This is a genomic window from Pacificimonas flava, from assembly GCF_000342165.1.
In the GTDB taxonomy this organism is placed as follows: domain Bacteria; phylum Pseudomonadota; class Alphaproteobacteria; order Sphingomonadales; family Sphingomonadaceae; genus Pacificimonas; species Pacificimonas flava.
Genome location: NZ_AMRV01000003.1, coordinates 228,620 through 253,604, shown reverse-complemented (window position 1 = coordinate 253,604; position 24,985 = coordinate 228,620). Strand labels below are relative to the sequence as shown.

Here is a 24,985-nt window from a genome sequence, read left to right as displayed (position 1 = left end):
CGCGGGGACCGCGTCCGGCCCCAACTCCACCATCGGCGGTGGGGCGCGAAACGCTAGTCGCGGTCCGGCCGCCCGCGCAGCGCTTTCACTTGCCCCCGCTTGACCTTCTGATCGGTCCGCTTGCGCCGCGCCGACTTGCTGGGCTTGGTCTTCACCCGCCGCTGCGGCGGGACGGCGGCCTTTCGCATCAGCGCGATCAGGCGCGCCTCGGCATCCTCCCGGTTCGCGGCAAGCGTCCTGTATGTCTCCGCACGGATCAGGATTTCGCCGTCCTTCGTCAGCCGCTGCCCCGCAAGCTCCGCCGCACGGCGCTTGACGGCAAGAGGCAGGCGGGCGGCGCGGAGATCGAACCGCAGCTGCACCGCCGTCGAAACCTTGTTCACATTCTGCCCGCCCGGCCCTCCAGCGCGCAGGAACGTCTCCGACAGGTCGGCCGGGTCCAGAAACAGGCCGCGACCGATCCCGAGACGCGGCCCTGTCGTTTCGGTCATGCCGGGCGCAGCGGAGGGGCGGTGTCACGGTCGGCGCGCGCCTCGGCCCGGTTCGGTGCCACGCCGGCGCGGATCTCTTCCGAGGTCAGGCGTGAACCGTCATGACTCCATCCCGGCGGCTGCGCGATATAGTTCCAGCGCGCGCGCCAGTCCGGCGCATGCCAGACATCCTGCGCGATGCCCGTCCACTCGTGCGCCGCCACCCAAAGCGGATTGAAGCTGCCCAGATTCCTTACGATGCCATAGCGCAGCGGTTCGTTCGCCGGCTCCGGCTCGAACGTGCCGAACATCCGGTCCCAGATGATCAGCATGCCCGCATAGTTGCGGTCCAGGCAGCGCGGGTTCGTCGCGTGATGCACGCGGTGGTGCGACGGCGTGTTGAAGATGAATTCGAACCAGCGCGGCATTGTCTTCACGCTCTCGGTGTGGATCCAGAATTGGTAAACCAGGTTCACGCCGGAGCAGAAGAATACCATGGCGGGGTCGAAAACCAGAAACAGCGGCAGGGAAAAGACGAAGCTGAGCGACAGCGTCCCGGTCCAGGTCTGCCGCAGCGCCGTCGACAGATTATAGTGCTGGCTGGAATGGTGAACGACATGGCTGGCCCAGAACCAGCGGACCCGATGCGCGGCCCGGTGGAAGGCGTAATAGGCCAGATCGTCCGCCAGAAAGCAGAGCAGGAACACCCACCAGCCCCAACCGAGGTCCACCAGCCGAAACTGCGACACGAACAGCGCCGATCCGACCAGCATGCCGGCGAACAGCAGCCCGGCAATGGTGCTGCCGAAGCCCATCAGCAGGCTGGTCAGCGTATCGCGCCATTCATAATGGCCCGCCGTTCTGCCGCGTCGCCAGATCCACGCCATTTCCGCCGCCATCAACAGGATGAAGGCGGGTATCGCCAGAGCCACGGGATCGGGCAGGTCCATCAGCGCGCTTCCTCGATCATGGCGAGCCACTCCGGTGCGGCCTCTCCCAGATCCAGCCGCACGGCACCGAACATGCGCTCCTTCGTCTCGACGATCAAGCGACCATCCTCCATGCGGACGGGGGTGCCGGGCGCGAGCAGGCGCGCGCTGAAATGACTGCCATGGGGCTTCATGATCGCCACCCGCCCCTGCGCATCCACGGCCAATCCGCCGCGCCCGTCGCGCCCGCAGACGGCCCGAACCGGCCGGTAGAGGGGCAGGGCGGCGCGGGCTGCGTCCATCACGTCGCGCTCACCCGGCGGCTCACTTGGCGCGCGCCCGAACAACAGCCAGGCCAGCGTCACGATCAGCGCGATGCCGCCAACGGACAGAAGCGCCTGCGTCAGCATGGCGGGACGTCAGCGCGAGGCGAGCGATGCCATCAATTCGGCATAGGGCGACAAATCGTATCCAGCCTCTGCCGCCATGTCCGTCAGCGCGGCGGGGTCAGCGCCATTCGCCGCGCTGGCGAGCGCCCAAAGCACGGTCGAGCGCGTGCCCGACCGGCAGTAGAGGAGTGCCGGCCGTTCGGCCGCCTCCAAAGCGGCATGCATCGCCTCGATATGGGCAGCGGAAATCGGCTCGCGACCAAGCGGGACATGTGCATAGCTCAAACCGGCAGCGTGCGCCGCGGCCTCGATCTCGGCGCCGCTCGGCTGCCCGGGCTCCTCGGCGTCCGGCCGGTTGTTGACGATGCTGCGAAAGCCGCGCGCCCGCGCCTGGGCCACCTCCTCCACCGTGATCTGCGGCGCGGCCGCAACCGACCCGTCCAGCTCTCGTACGTCCATAACTGCGCTCCCTCTCGCTTGCGGTTCGCATAGAAGGCCGTGCGCCACTCGGCAATGTCGTGGCGAGCGCGAGGCGCGTACGCTCTGCCTGTCCCTTTTGGAAGGCAATCTGTCGTGAGCGGCGCTGCATCGCGCAACCGAACTGCAACCATCCACGTAGCGCCTCGTTCTGCCTCGACATGGGCGCCGTATCGAAGCGCCGGGACTCCCCCGGGGAGGGTCCGAACCGCATTTTTGGAGATTGGGGATGGCGGGACTCCGCAATATCGATCACCGCGAACTGGCCACGGGGCACGCCCAGGCAATGGAGGCGATCGCCTTCGGTCGCCGGGCCGACGATCATGAAATGCCGGAAGCGGAACTTTGGGCGCTGGCCGACACCATGTTGCATCATTTCGCAGAGGACGCCGTTTTCCAGGCGTCGCTGGAGGCAAATCGGATGCTCGCGCGGGACGACCATCGCGGCCGCGCCGCTTGGCTCGCCGTTGCCGAACGGATCGACCAGTTGCAGAGCCTCCCGGGCGCGGAATAGCCTGTTGGGCGATGGGGCGTTTGCTGGGGATCGTTCCACTGGCACGGCATGGTGGGAAGACCCTGCGACGAACGACCCCGTCGCAGGATCCCGGACCCCGTGGGTGCACATGGCAATGCGGACGAGCCGGATCGCCGCAGTCCGTGTGGCCGATCTTCGGTTAAAGAGTCGTCAACGAACGCCTGAGAGCGCGGGCCGGATGTCAGCGCTGCAAAGTCAGGGCAGGACTGGCTGCGACCAGATAGCCTGATCATAATCCTCGTCGCCCGGGAAAAGTCCGTCCGGGTCGGACCAGAGGATCTGGAACGCGCGCGCCGGACCGCGCTTGCCCCGCGATTCAGCCCAGCGGCGCGCAAAGGTCAGATGAACGGAACGGTTCGGATCGGCGAGTGCCCGCAGCTTGACGGGTTGGCGGAACGCACCGGTCAGGACCATCCCATCTTCCGGCGCCAATTCATTGTCCGCCAGCCATTCGGCGGTGCCCTCGATGAACATCGAGAGTTCGCTTTCGCTCATGGCGCCCGCCACCAGCAGTTCATATCCACCGGTCTGGCTGAGGCCGACGGAATAGGCGAGCGGCATATCCCCGGTTCGCTCGTCCGCCATGACATGCAAAAAGGTGTATCCGCGCGCACGGACCTGCCGGTCCAGCTCGCGAATGATGTCGCTGTCGTCGTCGCGCTTCATCCTGCGCCCCCTACTGCCTAACGGGGCGGGAAACCAGCGCTCCCGCATCCGGATGCGCCGCGCGGGTCAGCCGCCGACCGCCTCCTCCAGCATGTCCAGGGCTGCGCGAAGCGTCTCTGTTCGTATCGCCGCGCGGCCGATATCGCCAAAGCGATGGTGTTGATGGGCCGCCGGTCTGCCGCGCCTCTGGCAGGCGAGATGGACGAGGCCGGGTTCTTCATCCTTGCTGCCGCCGGCATAGCCCGTGATGGAGAGGGCGATGTCGCCGTGGGATTGTTTCAGTGCGCCCGCCGCCATGGCGCGCGCGACCTCCTCGCTGACCAGGCCGCAGCGGTCCGCCAGATCCTCCGGCACGCAGAGGAGTTCGCATTTCGACGGCTTGCTGTACGTGACGAATCCGCGTTCGAACACGCCGCTGACGCCCTCCACATCGGTCAGGAGGGCGGCGAGCAGCCCCCCCGTGCAGCTTTCCGCCGTGACCAGGGACAGACCCTGATCTTGCGCGCGGGAAAGAATGCGTTCGGCCCATCGTTCCAGATCGGCAGGAACCGTAAGTGCTGTTGCACCGGACATGATCTGTTCTCTTTCAATCCTGAAACGCTGCCGACCCTGAACGATCCGCGCGGGCGGTGGGTCCGTGCTCCTGTTCCGGCCCACAGGGATGCACCCCGCGGGGCCGGGGGGCGCATGATCGAAGCGAGCAAGTCAGGCAGGGCTATTGCCGAACTCCGCGACCAGATCGAACCGATCCCCGGGAAACAGCTGCCGGACATGCGTGATCGAACGGCCTGAGCGCCACGTGTCGCGTTCCAGCTCCAGGCATGCCGTTCCGGCGGCGACCTGCAGCGCCCTGGCCTCGGCGCTCTTCGCGCCGACGGCCCGGATGGCATGGCGCGCCTCTGTCCAGGGCAGTTGGGCCAGCAGCCAGGTTCCGGGCGCCTGCCGCTTGAAATCGACATCCGCGGCGGACGGCACCTCCGACAGTTCGATGATGCGGTCTTCCAGCGCGAAGGGGTCGTCGCCGCCGAAATGCACCCCCTCGATCCGCAACACCGGAGGGGACTCGCGGTCTTTCGCGTCGCCCAGCGTACGCACCGAGCGGCCCTCCCACCGATAGGTCTCCCCGCGCGCTTCGATCAATTCGGCCAGGTCCGGCACGGTCATGACGGCGGAATGCACCGGCGGATGCGCGACGAAGGAGCCGGCCTTGCGCCGCCGCTCGATCAGGCCGGCCGCCGTCAATTCGCCCAGCGCCTTGCTGACCGTCGCGCGGGCGCAGCCATATTGTCCAGCCAGGTCCTGTTCGATCGGGATACGGTCGCCGGGTCGCAGCCGTCCTGACCGGATGTCCGCCTCAAGGTCGCTCTGGATGCGGCGTGCGGGATTGACGCGCTTCAAGCGGTGATCCTCGCGATGCAGCGGCGATATCGCTCGGCGATCTCAGGCGCGTGGTGGTGGTGACCGCCCTCTACGCAGCGAACGCCGCCGCGCCAGACCCTGTCGATTGCGCCCGCACCGGCGGCGAAGATCCAGCAGTCGAGGCGGGTTTCGTCGCTGGCGGCGGCGAAGGCGGGGTGCGCCATGTTCAGGGACATGAAATCGGCCGGCCGTCCTGGCGCCAGTCCCGTTCCCCAGTTCAGCGCCTGCGCTCCCCCCATCGCGGCACCAGCATAGAGGGAGGCGCCAACGGACGGCGATGCACCTTGGCTTGTCAGCAGCGCCCGCGCACGCTGCGCCAGACGCTGCGAATATTCCAGCGCGCGAAGCTCGCCCGCCGCATCGATCTGGATGTTGCTGTCGGTTCCGATGGCGAAGCGTCCGCCATCTTGCAGATAATCGGTGGCCGGAAAGATCCCGTCGCCCAGATTGGCCTCCGTGATCGGGCACAGGCCGGCGACGGCGCCTGTCGCGGACAGGCGGCGGCGTTCCCCCTCATCGATATGCGTGGCGTGGATCAGGCACCAGCGCTCGTCCACAGGCGCATTGTCCAGCAGCCATTCCACCGGCCGCGCGCCGCTCCAGGCCAAGCAGTCGTCCACCTCCTGCACCTGCTCGGCCACATGAATGTGGATGGGGCCATCCGGGCAAAGCTGCAGCAGGCACTCGATTTCTTCCGGCGTGGCGGCGCGCAGCGAATGGGGTGCCACACCTATATTCGCGCCGGCGGGGAGCGTCCCGCGAGAGGCCTCCATCAGACGCGCGAAGCTGTCCGGATCGTTCAGGAAACGCCTCTGCCCGTAGCTCGGTTCGCTGCCGCCGAAACTCCCGTGCGCGTAGAAGACGGGCAGCAGCGTCAGGCCGATGCCGGTAGCCCTGGCGGCCTCGGCCACGGCGCCTGCCATCTCGGCCGGGTTGGCATAGGAGGCGCCGGCGGGATCATTGTGCAGATAGTGAAACTCGCCGACGCGGGTGAAGCCCGCCTCCAGCATTTCCGCATAGGCCTGTGCGGTGATCGCGGCGACATCCTCCGGCGTCAGCCGGTCGAGAAAGCGGTACATGATGTCCCGCCAGCTCCAGAAATTGTCGTCCGGCCGGCTGCGGCGCTCCGACAGGCCGGCCATGCCGCGCTGGAAGCCGTGGCTGTGCACGTTGCAAAGGCCGGGCAGGCCCGCCGCGTGCCGCTCGTCGCCTTCCTTTGGCACGGCCCCCGTCTCGACGGTTCGGAACCGTCCGTCGCCGACGGTCAGCCGCACACCGGCCCGCCAGCCGCCGTCCACCCACGCACGCTCGAACCAGTAGCCGGTCATCCGCATCCTTCGATATTATGTCTAGACATAATGGGGTGATCGCGGAATTGTGTCCAGATGGATCATCTTTGGACGAACGCGCGACTCGCAACGATGGCGGAGAATGGTCTCGGCCTGATCGAGCGCGGTGCGGTTGCGGCATCAGGCGGCCGGATCGTCTTCGCCGGCCCGATGGAGGAGGCGCCTGCACCCGCCGGGGATTCGGACGTCACGGATTGCGGCGGCCGACTGGTGACGCCGGGCCTGATCGATTGTCATACCCATCTCGTCCATGGCGGCAGCCGCGCGAATGAGTGGGCGATGCGCCTGGAGGGCGCGAGTTACGAGGAGATCGCGAGGGCAGGGGGCGGTATTCTCTCCACCATGCGCGCGACTCGCGCCGCCAGCGAGGAGGCGTTGACGGACGCAGCGCTCCCCCGTCTCGACGCGCTGATCGCCGAGGGGGTGACGACGGTCGAGATCAAGTCCGGCTACGGCCTTTCCACCGAGGACGAGTTGAAGATGCTGCGCGCCGCGCGTGCGCTTGCCGACCGGCGGGACGTGCGCATCGAGACGACCTTCCTCGGCGCGCACGCGCTGCCGCCGGAATTCGCGAACCGGCGAGACGCGTATGTCGACCTCGTCTGCAACGAGATGATCCCGGCGGCGGCGGGGCATGCCTCGGCGGTGGATGCCTTCTGTGAGGGGATCGGCTTCTCCCCGGCGGACTGTGAACGCGTCTTTCGCGCCGCGCGGGACCACGGCCTCTCGGTGAAACTGCACGCCGAGCAATTGTCGGCGCTCAGCGGCAGCGCGCTCGCGGCACGGCACGGCGCCCTGTCCGCGGATCATCTGGAACATGCCAGTGAAGGGGATGTGCGGGAGATGGCGGCCGCCGGGACCGTCGCCGTGCTCCTGCCCGGCGCCTATTATTTCATGCGGGAAACGCAGGCCCCGCCGGTTGCGGCATTGCGCCGCCACGGCGCGCGCATCGCGCTGGCGACGGACTGCAATCCCGGCACCTCGCCGACCACCTCATTGCTCCTGATGCTGAATATGGGCGCGACGCTGTTCGGCCTGACGGTGGAGGAGGCGCTGCGGGGCGTCACCGTGAACGCGGCTGCGGCGCTCGGCCTGGCGGACAGGGTCGGCACGCTTCAGGCCGGAAAGGTCTGCGATCTCGCCATATGGGACGTGGAGGACCCGTCCGAGCTCGTCTACCGCATCGGCTTCAATCCCCTTCACCTGCGCATCAGGAACGGAGGTGCACCATGCTGATCGAACCCGGCAGGATGACCCTTGCGCAGTGGCGGGACGTGCGGGACGGTACCCCCGTCGAACTCGATCCGAAGACGGCACCGCAGATCGCGGAGAGCGCGCAGGCCGTGGAGCGCATCCTTGCGGCGAAGGAGCCTGTCTACGGCATCAATACAGGCTTCGGTAAGCTTGCGACCGTCCGCATCGCCGATGACGACCTGGCGGCGCTTCAGCGCAACATCGTGCTCAGCCATGCCGCGGGCGTCGGCGATCCCATGCCGGTTCCTGTCGCGCGGCTGATGATGGGGCTGAAACTTGCCAGCCTGGCGCGGGGCGCGTCCGGGGTGCGGCCCGAAACGGTCGCCCTGCTGCTGGCGATGCTGCAGCGGAATCTCGTTCCGGTCGTGCCGGCGCAGGGGTCGGTCGGCGCATCCGGGGATCTGGCCCCGCTCGCGCACATGACGGCCGCCATGCTGGGCGTGGGTGAGGTTTTCGTGGGCGGCAATCGTGTTCCCGCCGAGAAGGCCCTGTCCGCCGCCGGTCTCGAACCGCTCGAACTCGGCCCGAAGGAGGGGCTGGCGCTTCTGAACGGCACGCAGTTTTCGGCCGCCTATGCGCTGCATGCCTTAATCGAGGCGGAGCGCCTCTACCGGACCGCCCTTCTCAGCGGCATTCTGTCGACGGAGGCGGCCAAGGGCTCCGATGTGCCCTTCGACCAGCGTATCCACGCGCTGCGCGGTCATGCCGGGCAGATCGAGACCGCCGCCGCCCTGCGCATGCTGATGCAAGGGTCGGAAATTCGCGCATCGCACCGGACCGGCGATATTCGCGTGCAGGATCCCTACTGCCTGCGCTGTCAGCCACAGGTCATGGGCGCGGTGCTCGACCTTCTCAGGCAGGCGGCGGCGACGGTGACGGCGGAGGCGAACGGCGTATCCGACAATCCGCTGATCTTTGCGGACACGGATGAGGCGCTGTCGGGCGGGAACTTTCACGCGCAGCCGGTTGCCTTCGCGGCCGACATGATCGCGCTGGCGCTGTGCGAGATCGGCAATCTGTCGGAGCGGCGCATCGCCATGCTGGTCGATCCGGCGCTGTCGGGCCTGCCCGCCTTTCTGACGCCGAAACCGGGCCTCAATTCGGGCTTCATGATTCCGCAGGTGACGGCGGCCGCACTGGTGGCGGAAAACCGGCAGCGGGCGACCCCGGCCAGCGTCGATTCCATTCCCACCTCCGCCAATCAGGAGGATCATGTCAGCATGGCCGCACACGGCGCGCGCCGGCTGGCGGCGATGGCTGCGAATGTCGATGCCATTCTCGGCATAGAATTGCTGGCCGGCGCTCAGGGGTGCGATTTTCATGAGGGGCTTGCGGCCAGCGCCCCGGTGGATGCGGCACGCGCCGCCCTGCGCGCGGCCGTGCCGATGCTGCAGGACGACCGGCACATGGCGCCCGACATCGAGACCGCCATCTCCATCGTTCGTTCCGGGGCGCTGATCGCGTCGCTGGATCTGCCCGGGCTCGCCGAGTGACCTGGCTGCACGTCGACCCCGGCGACAGTCCGCTCATCCTAGCCTTCCCGCATGGCGGCACGGATATACCGGCGGAACTGCAGCCCGAGTTCCGCTCGCTGTGGCTCGCCCGCCGCGATGCGGACTGGCACATTCGCAGCCTGTATGAAGGGCTCGCCGATGCGACGATGGTGTGGACCGACATGTCGCGCAGCGTCATCGACTGCAACCGGCCGCCTTCGGACGAGTCGCTCTATCCCGGCCAGGCGACGACGGGCCTGTGCCCGGCAGAGACGTTCGACGGAGAGCCGCTTTACTGGCCCGGCCACGCCCCGGAGGTCGCCGCCCGCCGGCAGGCCTGGTTTCATCCCTATCACGACGCTCTGTCGGGGGAGGTGGAGCGACTTCGCGCAATGCACGACCGGATCGTCGTCTATGACTGCCATTCGATCCGCAGCCGGGTTCCGCGCCTGTTCGAGGGAGAGCTGCCGGAACTCAACATCGGCACCGATGGCGGCCGCACCTGCGATGGCGCGCTCAGCGATGCGGTCGTGAATGCGGCATCGGTTCGGCCGCATGTCCTGAACGGGCGTTTTCGCGGCGGCTGGACGACGCGCCACTATGGCCGACCGGAAGAGGGCATTCACGCCGTGCAGATGGAAATCGCCATGCGCGCCTATCTGGCGGAGCCGGAGGCTGTGCCGGACGAAAGAAACTGGCCGCCCACCTATGATCCGGAACGCGCCGCGCCGCTTCGCGCGGTGCTTGGCGACGTCCTCGCCGCCGCCCTCGATTTTGCAAAAGGACGATCATGACCCGCACGGACAATCAGCGTCGCATCGCCGCGCCCACCGGAACCACGCTGAATGCCAAATCCTGGCTCGCCGAAGCGCCGCTGCGCATGCTGATGAACAATCTCGACCCGCGCGTGGCGGAGGCGCCGAACGAACTGGTCGTCTATGGCGGCATCGGCCGCGCCGCGCGCGACTGGGAAAGCTTCGACCGCATCGTCGACGTGCTGAAGCGGCTGGCGGACGACGAGACGCTGCTGGTTCAGTCCGGCAAGCCCGTGGGCGTGTTTCGCACGCACGCCATGGCACCCCGCGTCCTCATCGCCAATTCCAACCTCGTTCCCAAGTGGGCGACTTGGGAGCATTTCCACGAACTCGATCGCAAGGGCCTGATGATGTACGGCCAGATGACGGCCGGAAGCTGGATCTACATCGGCAGCCAGGGCATCGTTCAGGGCACGTACGAAACCTTCGTGGAGGCCGGCCGCCAGCATTATGGCGGCGACCTGTCGGGCCGCTGGATCCTGACCGCCGGCCTTGGCGGCATGGGCGGGGCGCAGCCGCTCGCCGCGACGATGGCCGGGGCCTCCTGTCTTGCCGTCGAATGCCAGCCCAGCCGCATCGCCATGCGTCTGGAAACCGGCTATCTGGATGTGGAAGCCAAGACCTTGGACGAGGCGCTGGACCTCGTCACGAACGCGCGCGAACCGCTGTCCGTGGGGCTCTGCGCCAACGCCGCCGATATCTATCCGGAGCTTGTGCGCCGCGGCGTGCAACCGGACCTGGTGACCGACCAGACGTCGGCGCACGATCCCGTGAACGGTTATCTGCCGCAGGGATGGAGCCTCGATCGCTGGTTCGCGGAGCGCCAGAACGACCCCGCGGCCGTGGACCGTGCTGCGCGCGCTTCCATGGCCGTGCACGTCCGCGCGATGCTGGACTTTTGGAAGGCGGGCGTTCCCACCGTGGACTACGGTAACAATATCAGGCAGATGGCGCTCGACGAGGGGGTTTTGGACGCTTTCGATTTCCCCGGTTTCGTGCCGGCCTACATCCGCCCTCTCTTCTGCCGCGGCATCGGTCCGTTTCGCTGGGCGGCGCTCTCCGGCGATCCGGAAGACATCTACCGAACTGATGCGAAGGTGAAGGAATTGATGCCGGACGACCAGCACCTCCACAACTGGCTCGACATGGCGCGCGAGAAGATCCGCTTTCAGGGTTTGCCCGCGCGTATCTGCTGGGTGGGCCTTGGGGACCGTCACCGGCTTGGCCTCGCCTTCAACGAGATGGTTCGAACGGGCGAGCTGAAGGCGCCCATCGTTATCGGCCGCGATCACCTCGATTCCGGTTCCGTCGCCAGTCCCAATCGGGAAACGGAGGCGATGCGCGACGGCACCGACGCCGTCTCGGACTGGCCGCTCCTCAATGCGCTTCTCAACACCGCGTCAGGCGCGACCTGGGTGTCCCTGCATCATGGCGGCGGCGTCGGCATGGGCTATTCGCAGCACGCCGGCATGGTCATCGTCGCAGACGGAACGGAGGACGCCGCAACGCGTCTGCAACGGGTCCTGTGGAACGACCCGGCCACCGGCGTCATGCGCCATGCCGACGCCGGCTACGACCTCGCCATCGAATGCGCGAAGACAGCGGGCCTCGACCTGCCAAGCGTCGCCAGGTCGTAGGAAGGACAAACCTCTCGGTGCCGCCCGTAACGGGGGCATCCAAAGCTTTCGTAAACAGGCGTGCAGATTGGGCTGCCCGCCCTTCCCATGGTTCCGGCTATGAAGCGCGGAGGCTCGGAAGAATGGTGACCCCTACGGGAGGGGGCGATCATAAAAAGTTACCATCAAAATCAAATTCTTATGAATGACGGAGCGGGCCTTGTAAGGGCTTATGTGGATCACTCTTATGTACCACTGCGAAGCTGAGCTTTAGCTAGCAGTTTTGTCTGCGTGGTCTGCCATTATCGGAACGACAACCATTGGACTGATTGCAGCAAGTCCTATGTTAGCGGATGAGGTGGTGAAAGCGGGCTGATCGCTAATGAGCAATTACGTATGGTTATCGACAGCGTTCCCGGGAGAACTCTCGATCTGCAGCATGTCAGTTATTCGAGCGGCTGTACTGCCTTGAATTCGGGAATCGCGACATTTTCTCAGGGTCGCCTCTACCTAAACATTCTGTAGAATGTCTTGGGCATGGTCCACCATATCAGAAGGATGAGGCAATGGCCGCTGATCTGAAGAATGGCTGCCAGCTTGGAGCTTCGGGAAATGCCGGCGACCGAAGTGACGTTGCGTCGCGTGGGGCGGTGCCCAATGAGGGAGCACATTGTGAGGAAGGGGGTGCAAACAAAACACTTTCAGAGAGAGGAAAACTCGCTGGCACTGGAATGACGCATTACTTTGACGAGGCCGGCCTAATCGATCTTGATCGAGTGACAGATGGGTTCCACGTTACCAAGGGCCAGTTGGCGAAGATAACTGGCCTCAACTTCGTAGCAGTCAGCAAGGCCGATCAACAAACTGCTCCCCGTACCCAGTCGAGAGTTAGAGAGATGTTGGAGATCATATCGCGAGTAATAGAGTGGACAGGCGGTACCAATCAGGCTTTGGCTTGGTACCGATCCGAACCAATACCTCCGCTTGGAAGAACCGCTGAGGCGTTGGTCAAGAACGGAAAAGCGGACGCCGTTTGTAGGTATTTGGACCGCGTCGCTGTTGGCGGCTACGCTTGAGTAGGCATGACTTAGCCTAAACACTTTGACGGCCGAAGCGGGGCGATTGCGGACTGACCGCTTTAATTCTCACCGAAAGTGTTTCTGATAAACCGGCCTTTCTCTTCGCGATAACGCTTCATCGATTTACCGTGAAAATTAAATTTTAGGTTCTCGTAAGAGTTCCTGAGCGGGGTACTCCCCCGCAGTTTCTCAACGAATATCAAAAAGCGTCGGCTAATTCGTTCGTCTGGCGTGCATTGCAAAGAAGTATCTAGGGGCGAGGGCAGCCGAAAGGCTCTGTAGTGTGCACTTTGTGTTGGTAGCAAAATGGCGGGATCTACGGGTCTAATTATTCAAGCTGGACGGTCCGTTCGCGGCCCACCTTTAACAATCTGAGCGGTTTCGCAATCTGTAGCGGTTGAGACTATGGCGTTCTGTTGCATTTTCTGGAGTCTATGACGTAACACCAAATTAGGTCGTAGCAGCGGCTGGATCACCAACCACTCGAGATCCGTCAAATCAAAGCGCGCCATCAGTGTTTCCCTTCCGGGAAACACTAAATCAGAAATCAAGGCCCTCGAGAATCCTGCTTATGGGTATGTGACCTAGCCTGCGGCGGGTATGGGGGTCGTTATGCCACATGATGATTATTAACGGACTCTATGAATGGTAGATATTGCCCCTTCCACGGTGCTAAACGCTTCGGCAACGCCGCTAAATGCGTCTTCGGCAATTTTGCGCCCGGCGATGCCCTGACGTCGCACCTTAACTTCCGTATACGGGTCCACGAAGATTGCAGGGTGCTGAGAATTAAATGGTTTATACCGAGGGGAGCAGAGGAACGCCGCGTTACGCTGCCATAAAACAGTCGATACTTGAGTCTATTGACAGCGGGCGTCTTGTTCCCGGTGATCGTTTGCCATCGGAATCGGAGTTGGTGCAGGCTTTCGACGTGTCACGCATGACAGCCAATCGCGCACTCCGAGAATTGCAGGCTGCGGGCCGCATTATCAGGCGCAGTGGCATCGGATCGTTTGTGGCTGAACCGGCCCCGGTGGGTCACATGATCGAAATCCGCAATATTGCTGAGGAGATAAGGGGGCGCGGCCACAAATATTCGGCTCAGGTGCTAAAAAACAAGGGCGGTAAGGCAAACGTGACGAACGCTGCACTTCTGGGAGTGCCGCTATCCACGAAAGTCTTTCATTCGATTATCGTCCACCATGAGGGCGGCGTGCCTATCCAGCTTGAAGATCGCCTTGTTCTCGCGGCGATTGCGCCCGAATATGGGAAAATAGATTTTGCGCAGACGACGCCGAACGAGTATCTTACCCGTGTCGCACCACTGGAGCGAGTTGAGCATGTTGTGCGGGCGCGTATGCCCGATAAACTCACCTGTGAACGGCTTGAGCTCGATTCATGCGAGCCAGTTCTAATCATGATCCGAAAAACCTGGAGCGGGGGGCGGCTTGCCTCTTTCGCAAGACTCACTCATCCTGCGCCGCGTTTTGAGCTTTCTGCTACGTTCACGGTTAATGGGAGCGCAAACGCTTCCCGCTGACGACGCGGCATTCCAGCAGCGATTGTCCCACCCAGTAGGAAAGTTCGGCCGGACGGGCCGCATTCCAAATGGCTAGGTCCGCCCGCATGTCTGGCGCGATGACGCCAATTTCACGCTCGAGGCCCAGCGCCCGTGCCGCCACTCGCGTGGTGCCCGCAAGCGCCTCTTCGGGCGTAAGCCTGAACATCGTGCACGCCATGTTCATGGCCAGAAGCAGTGATGTCAGCGGCGACGTTCCGGGGTTGCAATCGGTGGCGACGGCCATTCCAATTCCGTGCCGGCGCAGTGCCTCGACCGGCGGCGCTTGCTCTTCCCTCAACGTGTAAAAGGCCCCGGGCAGCAGCACTGCCACGATCCCGCGTGCAGCCATTTCCAGTAGATCACCGGAATTCGCATATTCCAGATGGTCGGCGGATAAGCAGCCGCTTCTTGAAGCGAGACGCACGCCGCCTGCGTCGCTCAGCTGATCTGCATGCAGCTTCGCAGGTAGTCCCAGGCGCCTCGCAGCGTCGAAGAAGCGGCCGGCGTCGTCGGCGGAAAATGCAATATGTTCGACATAGGCGTCGACGGCATCGGCAAGTCCCTCCTTGGCAATCTCCGGCAGGATATCATTGATGACAAGGTCCACATAGTCGCCCGCGTTTTCTCGGTAAGTTGCCGGGACTGTGTGCAGACCGAGAAAGGTGGTCCGCACATGGACATCTCCGCGTTCGCCCAGCAGCCGCGCTCCCCGCAGCATTTCCCGTTCAGAATCCAAATCCAGGCCGTAGCCGCTCTTGATTTCGACCGTAGTCACGCCGTCCTTTAGAAGGGCCTCCAGCCGGCTGGAGGCAGCCCTTGCCAGCTCTGCTGCTGACAAACCGCGTGTGGCAGCGACAGTCGACGCGATGCCTCCTCCGGCCTTTGAAATCTGTTCGTAAGTTTGTCCGTTCAGGCGCGCTTCGAACTCGGCCGATCGTTCGCCGCCAAAAACGAGGTGCGTATGGCAATCGATCAGTCCAGGCGTCACTAGGCGCCCCCCCAAATCCTGCCGCTCTCCTTCTGCGCTTGGCGCGGCATCTCTGGGACCGACCCAGGCAATGCGGTCGCCACTCAGTATGAGAACGGCATCTTCGATCAGGCCGTAAGGTGCCGCATTTTCCGCCATCGTTGCGATGCAACAGTTGGTCAAAATCAAGTCGCCGGCCATAGTCGAGAACCTTCTTGTGATCGCAAAACCGATTGGATAAGCGAAGCTGTATATACAGGATTGCGGGGTTAGGCAAAATGTCGGTTAAAGGGTGCATCCGGCTTACGGAGGGGTGGAAAAATTGCCGCCTGTCGTGGTCAGATGACGGCAGGCTGAGTCGTATCGGCACGGGCAATCCTGGCCCCCAAGCGACCGATCGTATCTATGTGCCAGCTCCCGCGAACATGCACAGTCATGCCTTCCAGCGTGCTCTGGCCGGACTGGCTGAAGGCCGCGCTGCGCAGGAGAGCGACTTCTGGAGCTGGCGTGAAATCATGTACAAGTTTCTGCAGTTTCTAGGCCCCGAGGACATGTTCCGGATTACGTGCCAGCTTTACGTGGAACTGGTTCGCGCCGGTTACGCCCATGTTTGCGAGTTCCATTATCTACACAATGATCCAGACGGCCGGCCCTATTCCAACCGAAGCGAGATGGCTAATGCGGTGATCGAAGCGGCCAAGGTGGCAGGCATTGGCCTTACTCTCATACCTGTTCTCTACCGTTTTGGCGGGTTTGGCGGAATGCCGCCCGAGCCGGGGCAGCGCCGTTTTATCATGGAAGAGGACGCATATTTCAGGCTGCTGAATGATCTTAGGGTGCGCGGCGACCGGGAAGGCTTTCGTGTTGGGGCGGCCCTTCACAGCCTGCGCGCGGTTTCTGCAAAGAATGTTGAGCGCTTCTCCGATGATCTGCGCTGTCCGGTACATATTCACATTGCCGAACAGGAAAAGGAAGTCGCTGCCAGCCTGGAATGGTCGGGGTCGCGGCCGGTCGCGTGGCTTTTGGATCACGCCAATGTTGATGAACGATGGACGCTGGTCCACGCCACTCACATGACAGATGGCGAAGCGCGCCGGTTGGCCGCGACGGGGGCGACGGTCGCCCTTTGTCCGACAACGGAGGGCAATCTTGGCGATGGCTTGTTCAACGCCGAGCCATTCATCCGCGCAGGGGGCCGTTTCGGTATTGGGTCGGACAGTAACGTCTGCACCGACCCGTGCGAGGAATTGCGGCTGTTCGATTATGGGCAGCGCCTGCGTACCCAACGACGTCTTGTGCTGAACACGGAAGACATGCCGAATGCGGGTGCATTTCTCTGGTTACGAGCGGCTGAGGCGGGAGCCGCGGCGACCGGCTCTCCTACCGGTACGCTGGCGGAAGGGATGTCCGCGGATTTTATTCGCCTCGATGAGGAGCATTCCAGCCTGTCAGGGAAGGGGGGCGACACGCTCCTGGACTCGCTAATCTTTGCGCCGGGATCGGGCATGGTTTGCGAGACCTGGGTCGGGGGCCGCCAGATTACGGCGAACGGGCACCATCCCCGGCAAGAAGCTGTCGCTTCGGAATTCAAGAAAACGACAAGATCGCTTAAGGAGCTTATCTGATGGGGAGAGAAGACGTGGCGCAGCAAAATGCGCGCGTGGTGAGAGCGCCGCGTGGCACGGCATTGACCGCAAAAAGCTGGAGTACCGAAGCGCCGCTCCGCATGCTGATGAACAATTTGGATCCCGAGGTTGCGGAGCGGCCTGAAGACCTCGTCGTCTATGGCGGAATCGGAAAGGCAGCGCGGAACTGGGATGCCTTCAATGCCATCGTGGCGGCACTGCGCGTGCTGGAAGATGACGAAACGCTGCTGGTGCAGTCGGGCAAGCCGGTTGGCGTTTTTCGCACCCACCGCGATGCGCCGCGCGTCCTGATTGCCAATTCCAATCTCGTACCGCGCTGGGCAACTTGGGAACATTTCCAGGACCTCGATCGCGCTGGTCTGATGATGTACGGCCAGATGACCGCTGGTTCATGGATTTATATCGGCAGCCAGGGCATCGTGCAGGGCACCTACGAAACGTTCGTCGAAATCGGTCGCCGCCACTTCGGCGGTGATTTGGCTGGACGCTGGATCCTGAGTGCCGGTCTGGGCGGCATGGGCGGGGCCCAGCCGCTCGCAGCGAGCCTCGCCGGCGCGGCATCGCTGACCATCGAGTGTCAGGCCTCGCGTATAAGGAAGCGGCTCGACACGCATTATCTCGACACATCAACGGAAAGCCTCGATGAAGCGCTGGCGCTGATCGAGCAAGCCGTCGCGGAGAAGCGCGCCCTTTCCGTTGGTCTTCTCGGCAATGCGGCCGAAATCTTACCGGAGATGCGCCGCCGCGGCGTGCGTCCCGACGTCGTCACAGACCAGACGAGTGCTCATGATGTCACGAACGGCTATTTGCCTGCCGGGTGGACGGTCGAGGAATGGGAACGACTGCGCATTGCCGATCCGAAACAGGTCGAGGCGGCCGCACGGAAATCCATCGTCCAGCATGTCGGCGCCATGCTCGAGTGGTGGCGTGAGGACGTGCCCGTTGTGGATTACGGCAACAATATCCGGCAGGTGGCCAAGGAGGAGGGAATGGCGGACGCTTTCGCCTTTCCCGGTTTTGTACCGGCTTACATCCGTCCACTATTCTGCCGCGGCATAGGACCTTTTCGCTGGGTTGCCCTTTCGGGCGACCCGGAGGACATTTACAAGACCGACGAGGCTGTGAAGGCGCTACTGCCGGATGATGCGCACCTCCACAATTGGTTGGAGCAGGCGCGCGAGCGGATCGCGTTTCAGGGTTTACCCGCGCGCATTTGCTGGGTTGGCCTTGGCGACCGACACCGGATTGGACTGAAATTCAACCAGATGGTTGCCTCAGGCGAGTTGAAGGCACCGGTCGTCATCGGCCGTGACCATCTCGATTCCGGATCGGTCGCCAGTCCGAACCGCGAAACGGAATCGATGAAGGACGGCTCTGATGCCGTATCCGACTGGCCGCTGCTCAACGCGCTCCTCAACACTGCCAGCGGCGCAACCTGGGTGTCGCTTCACCATGGCGGCGGTGTCGGCATGGGGTTTTCGCAGCACGCCGGCATGGTGGTCCTTTGCGACGGCACCGAAGATGCGGCCGCCCGTGTAGAGCGCGTGCTTTGGAACGACCCAGCCACAGGCGTCATGCGCCATGCCGATGCCGGCTATGAGGATGCCGAGGCATGTGCCCGCGAACACGGCCTTGTACTTCCCTCATTACGAAAAGCGATCTGATGACGAAGATTTTCATTGGGGACGGGCCGGTTGACCTTAGCGATCTGAAGGCGGCGCTGGCAGGACCGATCACGGTAGAATTGTCGCCTGTACGTTGGAATGCCGTCGAGCGCAGCGCCGAAATCGTCGGCAGCCTGATTTCCTCGGGTGGCACCGCCTATGGTATCAATACCGGTTTTGGCCTTCTCGCCGGAACGCGTATTTGCGCTGACGAGTTAGACAGTTTGCAGGAAAATCTGGTGCTGAGCCACGCAGCTGGCATTGGCGATCCGCTATCGGATCCAGTAGTCAGGTTGATGATCCTGTTGAAGATCGTCGGATTGTCGCGCGGTGCATCTGGCGTTCGGCGCGGCGTCGTGCAGGCGCTCATGGACCTTCTCGAATGGGATATCCTGCCTGTCATTCCTGCAAAAGGTTCGGTCGGCGCATCTGGCGACCTGGCGCCGCTTGCGCACCTCGCGGCCACCCTCATCGGTGTCGGCAATGCCAAGGTGGACGGTGAAAAGGGGCCTGCCAAGGATGCGCTTGCGGTGAAGGGCCTCGCGCCTATCGCCCTCGGGCCCAAGGAGGGGCTCGCCCTTCTGAATGGCACGCAGGCGTCGACGGCACTCGCGGTTGCCGGCCTCGCCGCCGCGCAGCGCGTTTTCGCGGCCGGTCTCGCGGCCGGCGGGCTTTCGGTCGATGCGCTGAAGGGGTCCGACCTCCCCTTCGACGCGCGCATTCACATACTGCGCGGTCATGCCGGGCAGATCGACGCTGCGTGCGCGCTACGGGAAATATTGTCCGGCAGCGAGATCCGGCAGAGTCACTTGTCCGGCGATCCGCGTGTACAGGATCCCTACTCGCTACGGTGCCAGCCACAGGTGATGGGTGCCTGCCTGGGCCTGATCCGGACTGCTGCGAATACGCTGATCATGGAAGCGAATGCCGTGACCGACAATCCGCTCGTCTTCGCAGATTCCGGAGAAATCCTTTCCGGGGGCAATTTTCATGCCGAGCCTGTCGCGTTTGCTGCGGACCAGCTGGCACTGGCGATTGCGGAAATCGGTTCGATTTCCGAGCGGCGGACGGCACTGCTCGTCGATCCCAAGATGAGCGGGCTGCCGGCCTTTCTCGTCGAACATAGCGGTGTCAATTCCGGTTTCATGATCGCGCAGGTAACGGCGGCCGCGCTGGTTTCTGAAAACAAGCTCCTGGCGAGCCCTGCCAGCGTCGATTCCATACCAACCTCGGCCAATCAGGAAGACCATGTATCGATGGCGACGCACGGCGCCCGGCGACTGGGCGAAATGGCCGCCAATGCGGCCGCTATAGTCGGCATCGAGCTGCTTGCGGCGTCGCAGGGCATTGATTTTCACAGACCGCTGAAATCTTCGCCCGTACTGGAACAGCTGCATGCGGATGTACGGCGCTACGCCGCACACTGGCACTGTGACCGCTTTATGGCGCCCGACATCGAGGCGGCCGCTCAGCATGTGATGAATGGCCCGCTTCCTGCCTCATGTCTTGTCGTCGGTGGGACGGTCTGATGGCAGAGGATGGCCCGCCTCCCTTTGATGTGACCGAGGGCCGCGGGGCGCTCGTCGTCAGCATTCCGCATACCGGTAACTTTATGCCCCGTGCGCTGAATGACAGGTTGGCGGTCGACGCGTCCGTGGAAAGCGACGCTGATCACCACGTGGACCGCCTGTACGATTTTCTGGTCAGTACGGGCGCCAGCGTTATAAAGGCTAACTGGTCCCGCTGGTATATCGATCTTAACCGCCCGGCGGACGACAGCCCGCTTTATCCTGGCCAATCGACGACAGGCCTGTGCCCTCTGCAGACCTTTGCGGGAAAAGCACTCTACCCCGGTGGTGATGTTCCCAGCCCCCTTGAGGTTTCTGACCGCATCGCAGCGTGCTGGCGGCCCTATCACGACCGGCTCCAGGCTCTGATACGCCGCGCCCGTGCCCGACATGGCCGCGTAACCCTACTCGACGCGCATTCCATCGTCAGTATCTGCCCGCGCCTGTTCGAGGGCCGACTGCCGGATATCAATCTTGGCACCAATGGCGGCCGCAGCTGCTCAGCCGAACTGCGCGAGCGTATCATCGTTCTGCTCAAGGCGCAGAACCGCTTTTCCTGGGTTGCCGACGACCGTTTCAAAGGCGGCTACATCACACGGCACTATGGCCGCCCTCAAGACGGTATAGACGTTGTACAGATCGAACTGGCGCAGTGCGCGTATATGGACGAATCCGTGCCAGACAAATGGAGCGACGCACGAGCGGCTGACCTCCGCGCTCTTCTACGCCAGGTGTCAGTGATCCTCAGCGGGTGACAATACGCTTCCGGTCGTCCTTCATAAACGGAACCCAGCGAAACTCGCGCCGGCGGAAACTTTTGAACAGCAGGTAAAATCCTGTGGTCGAAACGAACAGAACACCGAATCCCGCCGCTATGATGAGCGGATGATTGAAGCTTGCCCGCTCGGCATAATCCATATTGTGGAGCATCCAGAAAAAGTCCCAAATCCGCCAAGTGTCGCCCCTTGATACAAGCAGCTCTCCGGTAATCGCAGAAATGTAGACGGAGGAATTCACCTCATCCGAAAAGTTCACCCGCCAGACTGGACCGGAAAAGTCGCGGGATTCCAGATTTGGTTCGGCCATTCGGGTGACGGAAGTGATTTCGGAACCGTTAGCCGTTCTGGCGACAGATCTTGCTAGGATTGCATTCACAGTAACATCAGCGCCGGTCGCGGCATCGAGCAGGCGAACACTCCCCTTTGAACGGACTTCGTACACGGCCTTTCCAGCCAGCATGCGCAGCTGGAGAGCATCGGTGCCGGTGCCGATACCCAGTCGCGCAGGTGGCAAAAGCGTCTCTGCAGCGTTGCCGATTACTTGTGGAGAAGGAGCGGCGCGGCCGGCAACCTCGGCGCTGTCCAGTAGCGCCATGGCGGTGCCGCTTACGGCCCAAAGGATGAACTGGATGCCGATGACAAGACCAGCCCACTTATGGACGCGCCGAAACAGTAACGGTGTGAAGCGGAGCTTTTTCATGCTGTCTTCCGCTTCTTTTTTTTGCGTTTCAGCGGCAGCGACCACCAGAGTAACCAGGCACCGGTAGTGAGCATCAGCACGGCGCTCCACGTCGCGACACGAAGCAGGGGATTGTTAACGTCCGTACGTTCATCATAGTCCATGATGTGCAGCATCCAGGCAAAATCGAAGACCCGCCAAAGCAGATGCCGCTTGGTTACTAGTTCTCCAGTATATGGCGAAAGGTAAAGCGTTGGCCTTGCCCAGCCCTGGAACTCGACCTGCCATAGCGGCCCGCCATATGCCTGAACCTCTTGCGGCAGCGAATTAAGCAGGGTGGTCCGCACAATCGGTCCACTTCCCGCATAATAAGCTTTGGCTGCATCCCGGATCGCGGAATCGTCGAGCGGTTTCCACAATTCTCCGCTTGCAGGGTCCGCCAGCCTGACACCCTGAGGAAGCTGCACCCGCCAGGCAGTACGCCCTGCAACTTCGACCGCGCTCATGGCTGTGATGCCTGGGTTTCTTTCGAGTACAGCCTGCGGCGGACCGAACTGCCGGAGGTCGAGAGGCCCCGCTTTTGCCTCAGCGACCAGATGATCGCCATGAATAATGTCGATGTGGACGACGACCATATAAAAGCCGGTCATCGTCCACAAAAGCACCTGTAATCCCACAAATAGCCCTAGCCATTTATGGAAACGCCGTACGGTGAGGGGCCAGCGAATTCCTGTCATGGTCAGAATTCTGTCTGCACGCCTACATAGAAGCGGCGCCACATCAGATCATAGGTCATCGTGTCCGTGTTGCCGTCCGTAAAGCTTGGAATGTAAGGCGCCTTACGATCAAATAGATTGTCGACGCCAAAATTCACGCGGAAGCGGTCGTCGACGCGGTAGGCGAGTTGAATGTTGTGGTAGAAGACATTCGGCGTTCTGTATCCGATTTGATCGGCGTCGGCATTGAAGTCGGTTGCTTTGCCGATCCACTGCGTCGACCAGGTCGCGCTGAACTGTTCCACCTCTGCGGTCAGAATGCCGTATCCCCGCCATTTCGGATACCCGCCATTGCCGCCGCCGATGAAACCGTCGAACTCAATGGCATCGCCGCCTGGGAAGGGTGAGATGACATATTCGTTGAGATAACTGATGTTCACATCCGCGCTCAGGCTAAAGTCGCCGAAGTCACGGCGATAGGCGGCGCCGATGTCGAGACCGCTGATCTCCTCCTTGCCGGTATTGATCGGCTGGGCAGACAGAAATGTGACCTCGCCCGTCAGCGAGCTTCGTGTGAAGTCGTCGCAAAATGCGCTCGAGAGGTTTTCGCTGGCATAACAGACGGCCAGCTTCGTTGAACCCGGAATGGCCCTGATCGCATCGTCGATCTCGATATCGTACCAATCTACGGTCAGCGACAAGCCCGGTGCGAAGGCCGGTTCAAGCACGGTTCCAACGGTCCAGCTTTTCGAGCTTTCGGGCTGTAGATCCTCATTGCCGCCGACAGTTGTCAGGATCGACGTGCCCAGCTGAACGTAGTCGGCCGGTACGCCTGAAGCCTGGCAGTTGGCGATCAGGGTCGCATTGCCGCTACTGCTATATTGGCTGCAGGGATCAGTCGTCGTCAGGTTGCCTTCGGATACACCGCCGAACAGTTCTGGAACATTTGGAATGCGGAAGCCGGTGCCATAGGTGCCCCTCAGGCGTACGCCGGTAAAGGGCTGCCAGTCGACGCTGCCTTTATAATTCCAGTCAGAGCCAAATAGATCGTAGTCGGAGTACCGCACGGCCCCATCGAGGGTCAGCGACTGCGCAAAGGGAACGTCTGCTAGTATCGGAAGCGAAAGTTCAAGATAAGCCTCTCTGGCTTCGCTCGTACCCGAGATGGGTTCCTGTTGATTGGTGTTGGCGACGCCCATCACCGTTAGTGGGTCGGGATTTCGGAAGCCCTTTTCGCGGCGGTAAACCAGGCCGGTCGCAAAGGCAGCGTCGCCGCCGGGTAACGCAAAAAGCGATCCATTAAGGTCGGCTGTGACAGTCGCCAGCTCGTTCCCGCCTGTATCGCGCGAGGTGAAGAGAATATAATTCAGCACGTCGGCACTCAGATCTCCGGCGCCGAGATAGTCGCCGCAAGGAATTGCCGCACTGGCCTGAGTGCCGCAAACTTCGCGGTCGAGAGTGTTTCCGACCCTCTCAAGGTTGGCTATGTTGGTTGATCCGTCGATCGCGGTGTTTCTACCGAAGGCGCCTGCCAGCTCCCAGCGCCAGCCATTCGCGATATCGCCGCGAACACCGAGCGTGCCTTGCCAAGTATCCGTTTCCTGAAAAAATTGTCTCGGTCCTGGTTCTGCGAGGCGCCGCTGGGCCAGCACGATATCTTGACCGGTTGGATTCGTCGGGTTTTCCGCTGAAATCGAAAGGTTCCGAAGCGTCCCGGGGGTGGCGATCTGATCACTCTCCCGGTGCGTATAAAGAAATTCACCAAATGCGGTCACGGAATCGGTCAGGTCGTAATGCCCGAAGAAGGCCGTGCTAACCCGTTCGATGGGGCTGACCGCATTAAGGAACGGTGCAGAGTTGAAATTGTGCTTGGCAGGGCTGTAGGGCTCGAAGAAGTCCCCGTCACCGTTCGGATCATTGTTGAAATTGATGAGATCGCCGTTCGGTAGCACCGCTCGGCCGCCGACGGTGGAGGCGCTGTTGACGCAGCTCAGCTCGCCGGGCGTGACTTCGGCGAGTGAACAGGGAGCCCGGGAGGCAAGATTTATCGCGGACGTATTCTGATAGGTTGCCGCCGCCGTAAAACCGCCACGTTCATTCTGAACGCCCCAGAGCAGGTTGGCAGTAAGGTCAGAGCCGTCGCCGCGATCGGTGATGCCGTACCGCCCGCTAGCCTTGAAACCTTCAAAGTCAGTCTGGGTGATGATGTTCACCACGCCTGCAACGGCATCGGCGCCGTAAATAGCCGATGCACCGTCTTTCAGAACTTCGATACGGCCAATGGCGGCAACCGGGATCATATTGAGGTCAGGCGATGAATTTGCACCTGTGCCGCCGGCCACAAGTCTGCGGCCATTCAGAAGGACGAGCGTTCGCTTGATCCCAAGTCCGCGCAGATTAACCTGCGCAGTACCGTACCCATTGCCGGTCCAATAGGCCGAGGTCTGATTTCCTGCGAAGCCTGCATTCGCTGGCAGACGTTGAAGCGCAGTTTCGGCATTCACAATGCCAGTATTTGCAAGTTCCGCGGAACTGACGACCGTCGTCGGTGCAACATTATCAATATCTGCCCGCGGGATGCGAGAGCCAGTCACGACGATGACGTTTTCTTCTTCAGCTGGCGAATCGCTTGCAATGCCGCGCTCTGCGTTGCTTTCAGGCAGACTCTGCGCAGCGCCTGACGCACTGCTGAGTGCGATCGCACTGACGCCGATGGCGAATATTGATCTGTGCATGTCGTTCCCCCTCTGTCTCCAATCACCTCGAAATACAATGCTGTATATACAGGTCAACACATTTATTCGTTGAGGAGGATTGTCGGGCTAGAAAGACACATTAAATTACAATCTGGCCACTTTTGTATGCTGATTAGGACTCGAGACTGTGCGAGGATATTTCTACGCAGTGAAAATTC

General features: G+C 62.4%; 23 protein-coding genes. 11 read left to right on the top strand and 12 right to left on the bottom strand.

The window, feature by feature from the left end; translation table 11 throughout:
- Window positions 1-53: 53 nt before the first annotated feature.
- The 4 genes from arfB to C725_RS06285 are packed head-to-tail and all read right to left on the bottom strand — an operon-like array spanning window position 54 to window position 2,247.
- Complete coding sequence (gene arfB / locus C725_RS06300) at window positions 54-491, bottom strand: alternative ribosome rescue aminoacyl-tRNA hydrolase ArfB (protein ID WP_008601085.1); 438 nt, start codon at window positions 489-491, stop codon at window positions 54-56.
- On the bottom strand, window positions 488-1,420 hold the full coding sequence (locus tag C725_RS06295) for a sterol desaturase family protein (RefSeq protein ID WP_008601082.1): 933 nt from the start codon (window positions 1,418-1,420) through the stop codon (window positions 488-490). Before C725_RS06295 ends, arfB begins: the two co-directional genes overlap by 4 nt.
- Window positions 1,420-1,809, bottom strand: coding sequence for a hypothetical protein (locus C725_RS15290; RefSeq protein ID WP_008601080.1), 390 nt, complete (start codon window positions 1,807-1,809; stop codon window positions 1,420-1,422). The genes C725_RS06295 and C725_RS15290 overlap by 1 nt, the downstream gene beginning before the upstream one ends.
- Window positions 1,810-1,818: 9 nt before the next feature.
- Window positions 1,819-2,247: a protein tyrosine phosphatase family protein gene (locus C725_RS06285; protein ID WP_008601079.1), complete on the bottom strand. Its 429-nt coding sequence runs from the start codon at window positions 2,245-2,247 to the stop codon at window positions 1,819-1,821.
- Window positions 2,248-2,494: 247 nt separating this feature from the next.
- Here C725_RS06285 and C725_RS06280 point away from each other — a divergent pair, with 247 nt between their 5' ends.
- Window positions 2,495-2,779: a hypothetical protein gene (locus C725_RS06280; protein WP_008601078.1), complete on the top strand. Its 285-nt coding sequence runs from the start codon at window positions 2,495-2,497 to the stop codon at window positions 2,777-2,779.
- Between the two features lie 216 nt (window positions 2,780-2,995).
- Here C725_RS06280 and C725_RS06275 read toward each other — a convergent pair whose 3' ends face one another.
- The 4 genes from C725_RS06275 to C725_RS06260 form a co-directional block, all read right to left on the bottom strand.
- Window positions 2,996-3,466: a DUF4262 domain-containing protein gene (locus C725_RS06275; protein ID WP_008601076.1), complete on the bottom strand. Its 471-nt coding sequence runs from the start codon at window positions 3,464-3,466 to the stop codon at window positions 2,996-2,998.
- A gap of 66 nt (window positions 3,467-3,532) precedes the next feature.
- A complete protein-coding gene (locus C725_RS06270; RefSeq protein ID WP_008601074.1) occupies window positions 3,533-4,039 on the bottom strand; it encodes a CinA family protein in 507 nt (168 codons plus the stop codon).
- 132 nt (window positions 4,040-4,171) lie between these two features.
- A complete protein-coding gene (locus C725_RS06265) occupies window positions 4,172-4,864 on the bottom strand; it encodes a UTRA domain-containing protein (RefSeq protein ID WP_008601071.1) in 693 nt (230 codons plus the stop codon).
- Window positions 4,861-6,213 carry a formimidoylglutamate deiminase gene (locus C725_RS06260; protein ID WP_008601069.1) on the bottom strand — a complete coding sequence of 451 codons (1,353 nt, stop codon included), beginning with the start codon at window positions 6,211-6,213 and terminating at the stop codon, window positions 4,861-4,863. Before C725_RS06260 ends, C725_RS06265 begins: the two co-directional genes overlap by 4 nt.
- A 57-nt stretch (window positions 6,214-6,270) precedes the next feature.
- On the opposite strand from C725_RS06260, the gene hutI (C725_RS06255) reads away from it, so the two are divergent.
- The 6 genes from hutI (C725_RS06255) to hutC all read left to right on the top strand — a co-directional run bounded on the left by hutI (C725_RS06255) (window position 6,271) and on the right by hutC (window position 14,031).
- Entirely contained in the window at window positions 6,271-7,470 is a 1,200-nt protein-coding gene (hutI, locus tag C725_RS06255; protein WP_008601067.1) for an imidazolonepropionase, read from the top strand.
- On the top strand, window positions 7,464-8,981 hold the full coding sequence (gene hutH / locus C725_RS06250; protein ID WP_008601065.1) for a histidine ammonia-lyase: 1,518 nt from the start codon (window positions 7,464-7,466) through the stop codon (window positions 8,979-8,981). The genes hutI (C725_RS06255) and hutH (C725_RS06250) overlap by 7 nt, the downstream gene beginning before the upstream one ends.
- Window positions 8,978-9,775 (top strand): N-formylglutamate deformylase, encoded by a 798-nt coding sequence (gene hutG, locus C725_RS06245; protein WP_008601063.1) that lies wholly within the window; start codon window positions 8,978-8,980, stop codon window positions 9,773-9,775. The genes hutH (C725_RS06250) and hutG (C725_RS06245) overlap by 4 nt, the downstream gene beginning before the upstream one ends.
- Window positions 9,772-11,433 carry a urocanate hydratase gene (hutU, locus tag C725_RS06240; RefSeq protein WP_008601062.1) on the top strand — a complete coding sequence of 554 codons (1,662 nt, stop codon included), beginning with the start codon at window positions 9,772-9,774 and terminating at the stop codon, window positions 11,431-11,433. The genes hutG (C725_RS06245) and hutU (C725_RS06240) overlap by 4 nt, the downstream gene beginning before the upstream one ends.
- 545 nt (window positions 11,434-11,978) lie before the next feature.
- Window positions 11,979-12,488 (top strand): XRE family transcriptional regulator, encoded by a 510-nt coding sequence (locus C725_RS16655; protein WP_243442709.1) that lies wholly within the window; start codon window positions 11,979-11,981, stop codon window positions 12,486-12,488.
- Window positions 12,489-13,284: 796 nt separating this feature from the next.
- The gene (gene hutC / locus C725_RS15720; RefSeq protein ID WP_078056172.1) at window positions 13,285-14,031 is read left to right on the top strand and encodes a histidine utilization repressor; all 747 of its coding nucleotides are present in this window, start codon (window positions 13,285-13,287) and stop codon (window positions 14,029-14,031) included.
- Here hutC and hutI (C725_RS06230) read toward each other — a convergent pair.
- Window positions 14,003-15,220 carry an imidazolonepropionase gene (gene hutI / locus C725_RS06230; RefSeq protein WP_008601059.1) on the bottom strand — a complete coding sequence of 406 codons (1,218 nt, stop codon included), beginning with the start codon at window positions 15,218-15,220 and terminating at the stop codon, window positions 14,003-14,005. The two genes, hutC and hutI (C725_RS06230), sit on opposite strands and share 29 nt — an antisense overlap.
- Before the next feature lie 77 nt (window positions 15,221-15,297).
- Between hutI (C725_RS06230) and C725_RS06225 the strand changes: the two genes are divergently transcribed.
- The 4 genes from C725_RS06225 to hutG (C725_RS06210) are packed head-to-tail and all read left to right on the top strand — an operon-like array spanning window position 15,298 to window position 20,652.
- On the top strand, window positions 15,298-16,644 hold the full coding sequence (locus C725_RS06225) for a formimidoylglutamate deiminase (RefSeq protein WP_038281996.1): 1,347 nt from the start codon (window positions 15,298-15,300) through the stop codon (window positions 16,642-16,644).
- A complete protein-coding gene (hutU, locus tag C725_RS06220; protein WP_038281993.1) occupies window positions 16,644-18,329 on the top strand; it encodes a urocanate hydratase in 1,686 nt (561 codons plus the stop codon). Before C725_RS06225 ends, hutU (C725_RS06220) begins: the two co-directional genes overlap by 1 nt.
- Window positions 18,329-19,858: a histidine ammonia-lyase gene (hutH, locus tag C725_RS06215; RefSeq protein WP_008601053.1), complete on the top strand. Its 1,530-nt coding sequence runs from the start codon at window positions 18,329-18,331 to the stop codon at window positions 19,856-19,858. The genes hutU (C725_RS06220) and hutH (C725_RS06215) overlap by 1 nt, the downstream gene beginning before the upstream one ends.
- Entirely contained in the window at window positions 19,858-20,652 is a 795-nt protein-coding gene (hutG, locus tag C725_RS06210) for an N-formylglutamate deformylase (protein ID WP_008601051.1), read from the top strand. Before hutH (C725_RS06215) ends, hutG (C725_RS06210) begins: the two co-directional genes overlap by 1 nt.
- On the opposite strand, the gene C725_RS06205 is transcribed toward hutG (C725_RS06210), so the two are convergent.
- The 3 genes from C725_RS06205 to C725_RS06195 are packed head-to-tail and all read right to left on the bottom strand — an operon-like array spanning window position 20,642 to window position 24,806.
- Window positions 20,642-21,376 carry a PepSY domain-containing protein gene (locus tag C725_RS06205; RefSeq protein WP_008601048.1) on the bottom strand — a complete coding sequence of 245 codons (735 nt, stop codon included), beginning with the start codon at window positions 21,374-21,376 and terminating at the stop codon, window positions 20,642-20,644. The genes hutG (C725_RS06210) and C725_RS06205 overlap by 11 nt on opposite strands.
- Entirely contained in the window at window positions 21,373-22,092 is a 720-nt protein-coding gene (locus C725_RS06200; RefSeq protein WP_038281990.1) for a PepSY domain-containing protein, read from the bottom strand. Before C725_RS06200 ends, C725_RS06205 begins: the two co-directional genes overlap by 4 nt.
- Window positions 22,093-22,094: 2 nt before the next feature.
- Window positions 22,095-24,806 carry a TonB-dependent receptor domain-containing protein gene (locus C725_RS06195; RefSeq protein ID WP_008601045.1) on the bottom strand — a complete coding sequence of 904 codons (2,712 nt, stop codon included), beginning with the start codon at window positions 24,804-24,806 and terminating at the stop codon, window positions 22,095-22,097.
- Window positions 24,807-24,985: the final 179 nt, after the last annotated feature.

What these genes read in the sequence shown, in the direction of transcription:
- arfB (WP_008601085.1), bottom strand. Translation starts at nt 491, where the DNA reads ATGACCGAAACGACAGGGCCGCGTCTCGGGATCGGTCGCGGCCTGTTT.
- C725_RS06295 (WP_008601082.1), bottom strand. Translation starts at nt 1,420, where the DNA reads ATGGACCTGCCCGATCCCGTGGCTCTGGCGATACCCGCCTTCATCCTG.
- C725_RS15290 (WP_008601080.1), bottom strand. Translation starts at nt 1,809, where the DNA reads ATGCTGACGCAGGCGCTTCTGTCCGTTGGCGGCATCGCGCTGATCGTG.
- C725_RS06285 (WP_008601079.1), bottom strand. Translation starts at nt 2,247, where the DNA reads ATGGACGTACGAGAGCTGGACGGGTCGGTTGCGGCCGCGCCGCAGATC.
- C725_RS06280 (WP_008601078.1), top strand. Translation starts at nt 2,495, where the DNA reads ATGGCGGGACTCCGCAATATCGATCACCGCGAACTGGCCACGGGGCAC.
- C725_RS06275 (WP_008601076.1), bottom strand. Translation starts at nt 3,466, where the DNA reads ATGAAGCGCGACGACGACAGCGACATCATTCGCGAGCTGGACCGGCAG.
- C725_RS06270 (WP_008601074.1), bottom strand. Translation starts at nt 4,039, where the DNA reads ATGTCCGGTGCAACAGCACTTACGGTTCCTGCCGATCTGGAACGATGG.
- C725_RS06260 (WP_008601069.1), bottom strand. Translation starts at nt 6,213, where the DNA reads ATGACCGGCTACTGGTTCGAGCGTGCGTGGGTGGACGGCGGCTGGCGG.
- hutI (WP_008601067.1), top strand. Translation starts at nt 6,271, where the DNA reads ATGGATCATCTTTGGACGAACGCGCGACTCGCAACGATGGCGGAGAAT.
- hutH (WP_008601065.1), top strand. Translation starts at nt 7,464, where the DNA reads ATGCTGATCGAACCCGGCAGGATGACCCTTGCGCAGTGGCGGGACGTG.
- hutU (WP_008601062.1), top strand. Translation starts at nt 9,772, where the DNA reads ATGACCCGCACGGACAATCAGCGTCGCATCGCCGCGCCCACCGGAACC.
- C725_RS16655 (WP_243442709.1), top strand. Translation starts at nt 11,979, where the DNA reads ATGGCCGCTGATCTGAAGAATGGCTGCCAGCTTGGAGCTTCGGGAAAT.
- hutC (WP_078056172.1), top strand. Translation starts at nt 13,285, where the DNA reads ATGGTTTATACCGAGGGGAGCAGAGGAACGCCGCGTTACGCTGCCATA.
- hutI (WP_008601059.1), bottom strand. Translation starts at nt 15,220, where the DNA reads ATGGCCGGCGACTTGATTTTGACCAACTGTTGCATCGCAACGATGGCG.
- C725_RS06225 (WP_038281996.1), top strand. Translation starts at nt 15,298, where the DNA reads ATGTCGGTTAAAGGGTGCATCCGGCTTACGGAGGGGTGGAAAAATTGC.
- hutU (WP_038281993.1), top strand. Translation starts at nt 16,644, where the DNA reads ATGGGGAGAGAAGACGTGGCGCAGCAAAATGCGCGCGTGGTGAGAGCG.
- hutH (WP_008601053.1), top strand. Translation starts at nt 18,329, where the DNA reads ATGACGAAGATTTTCATTGGGGACGGGCCGGTTGACCTTAGCGATCTG.
- hutG (WP_008601051.1), top strand. Translation starts at nt 19,858, where the DNA reads ATGGCAGAGGATGGCCCGCCTCCCTTTGATGTGACCGAGGGCCGCGGG.
- C725_RS06205 (WP_008601048.1), bottom strand. Translation starts at nt 21,376, where the DNA reads ATGAAAAAGCTCCGCTTCACACCGTTACTGTTTCGGCGCGTCCATAAG.
- C725_RS06200 (WP_038281990.1), bottom strand. Translation starts at nt 22,092, where the DNA reads ATGACAGGAATTCGCTGGCCCCTCACCGTACGGCGTTTCCATAAATGG.
- C725_RS06195 (WP_008601045.1), bottom strand. Translation starts at nt 24,806, where the DNA reads ATGCACAGATCAATATTCGCCATCGGCGTCAGTGCGATCGCACTCAGC.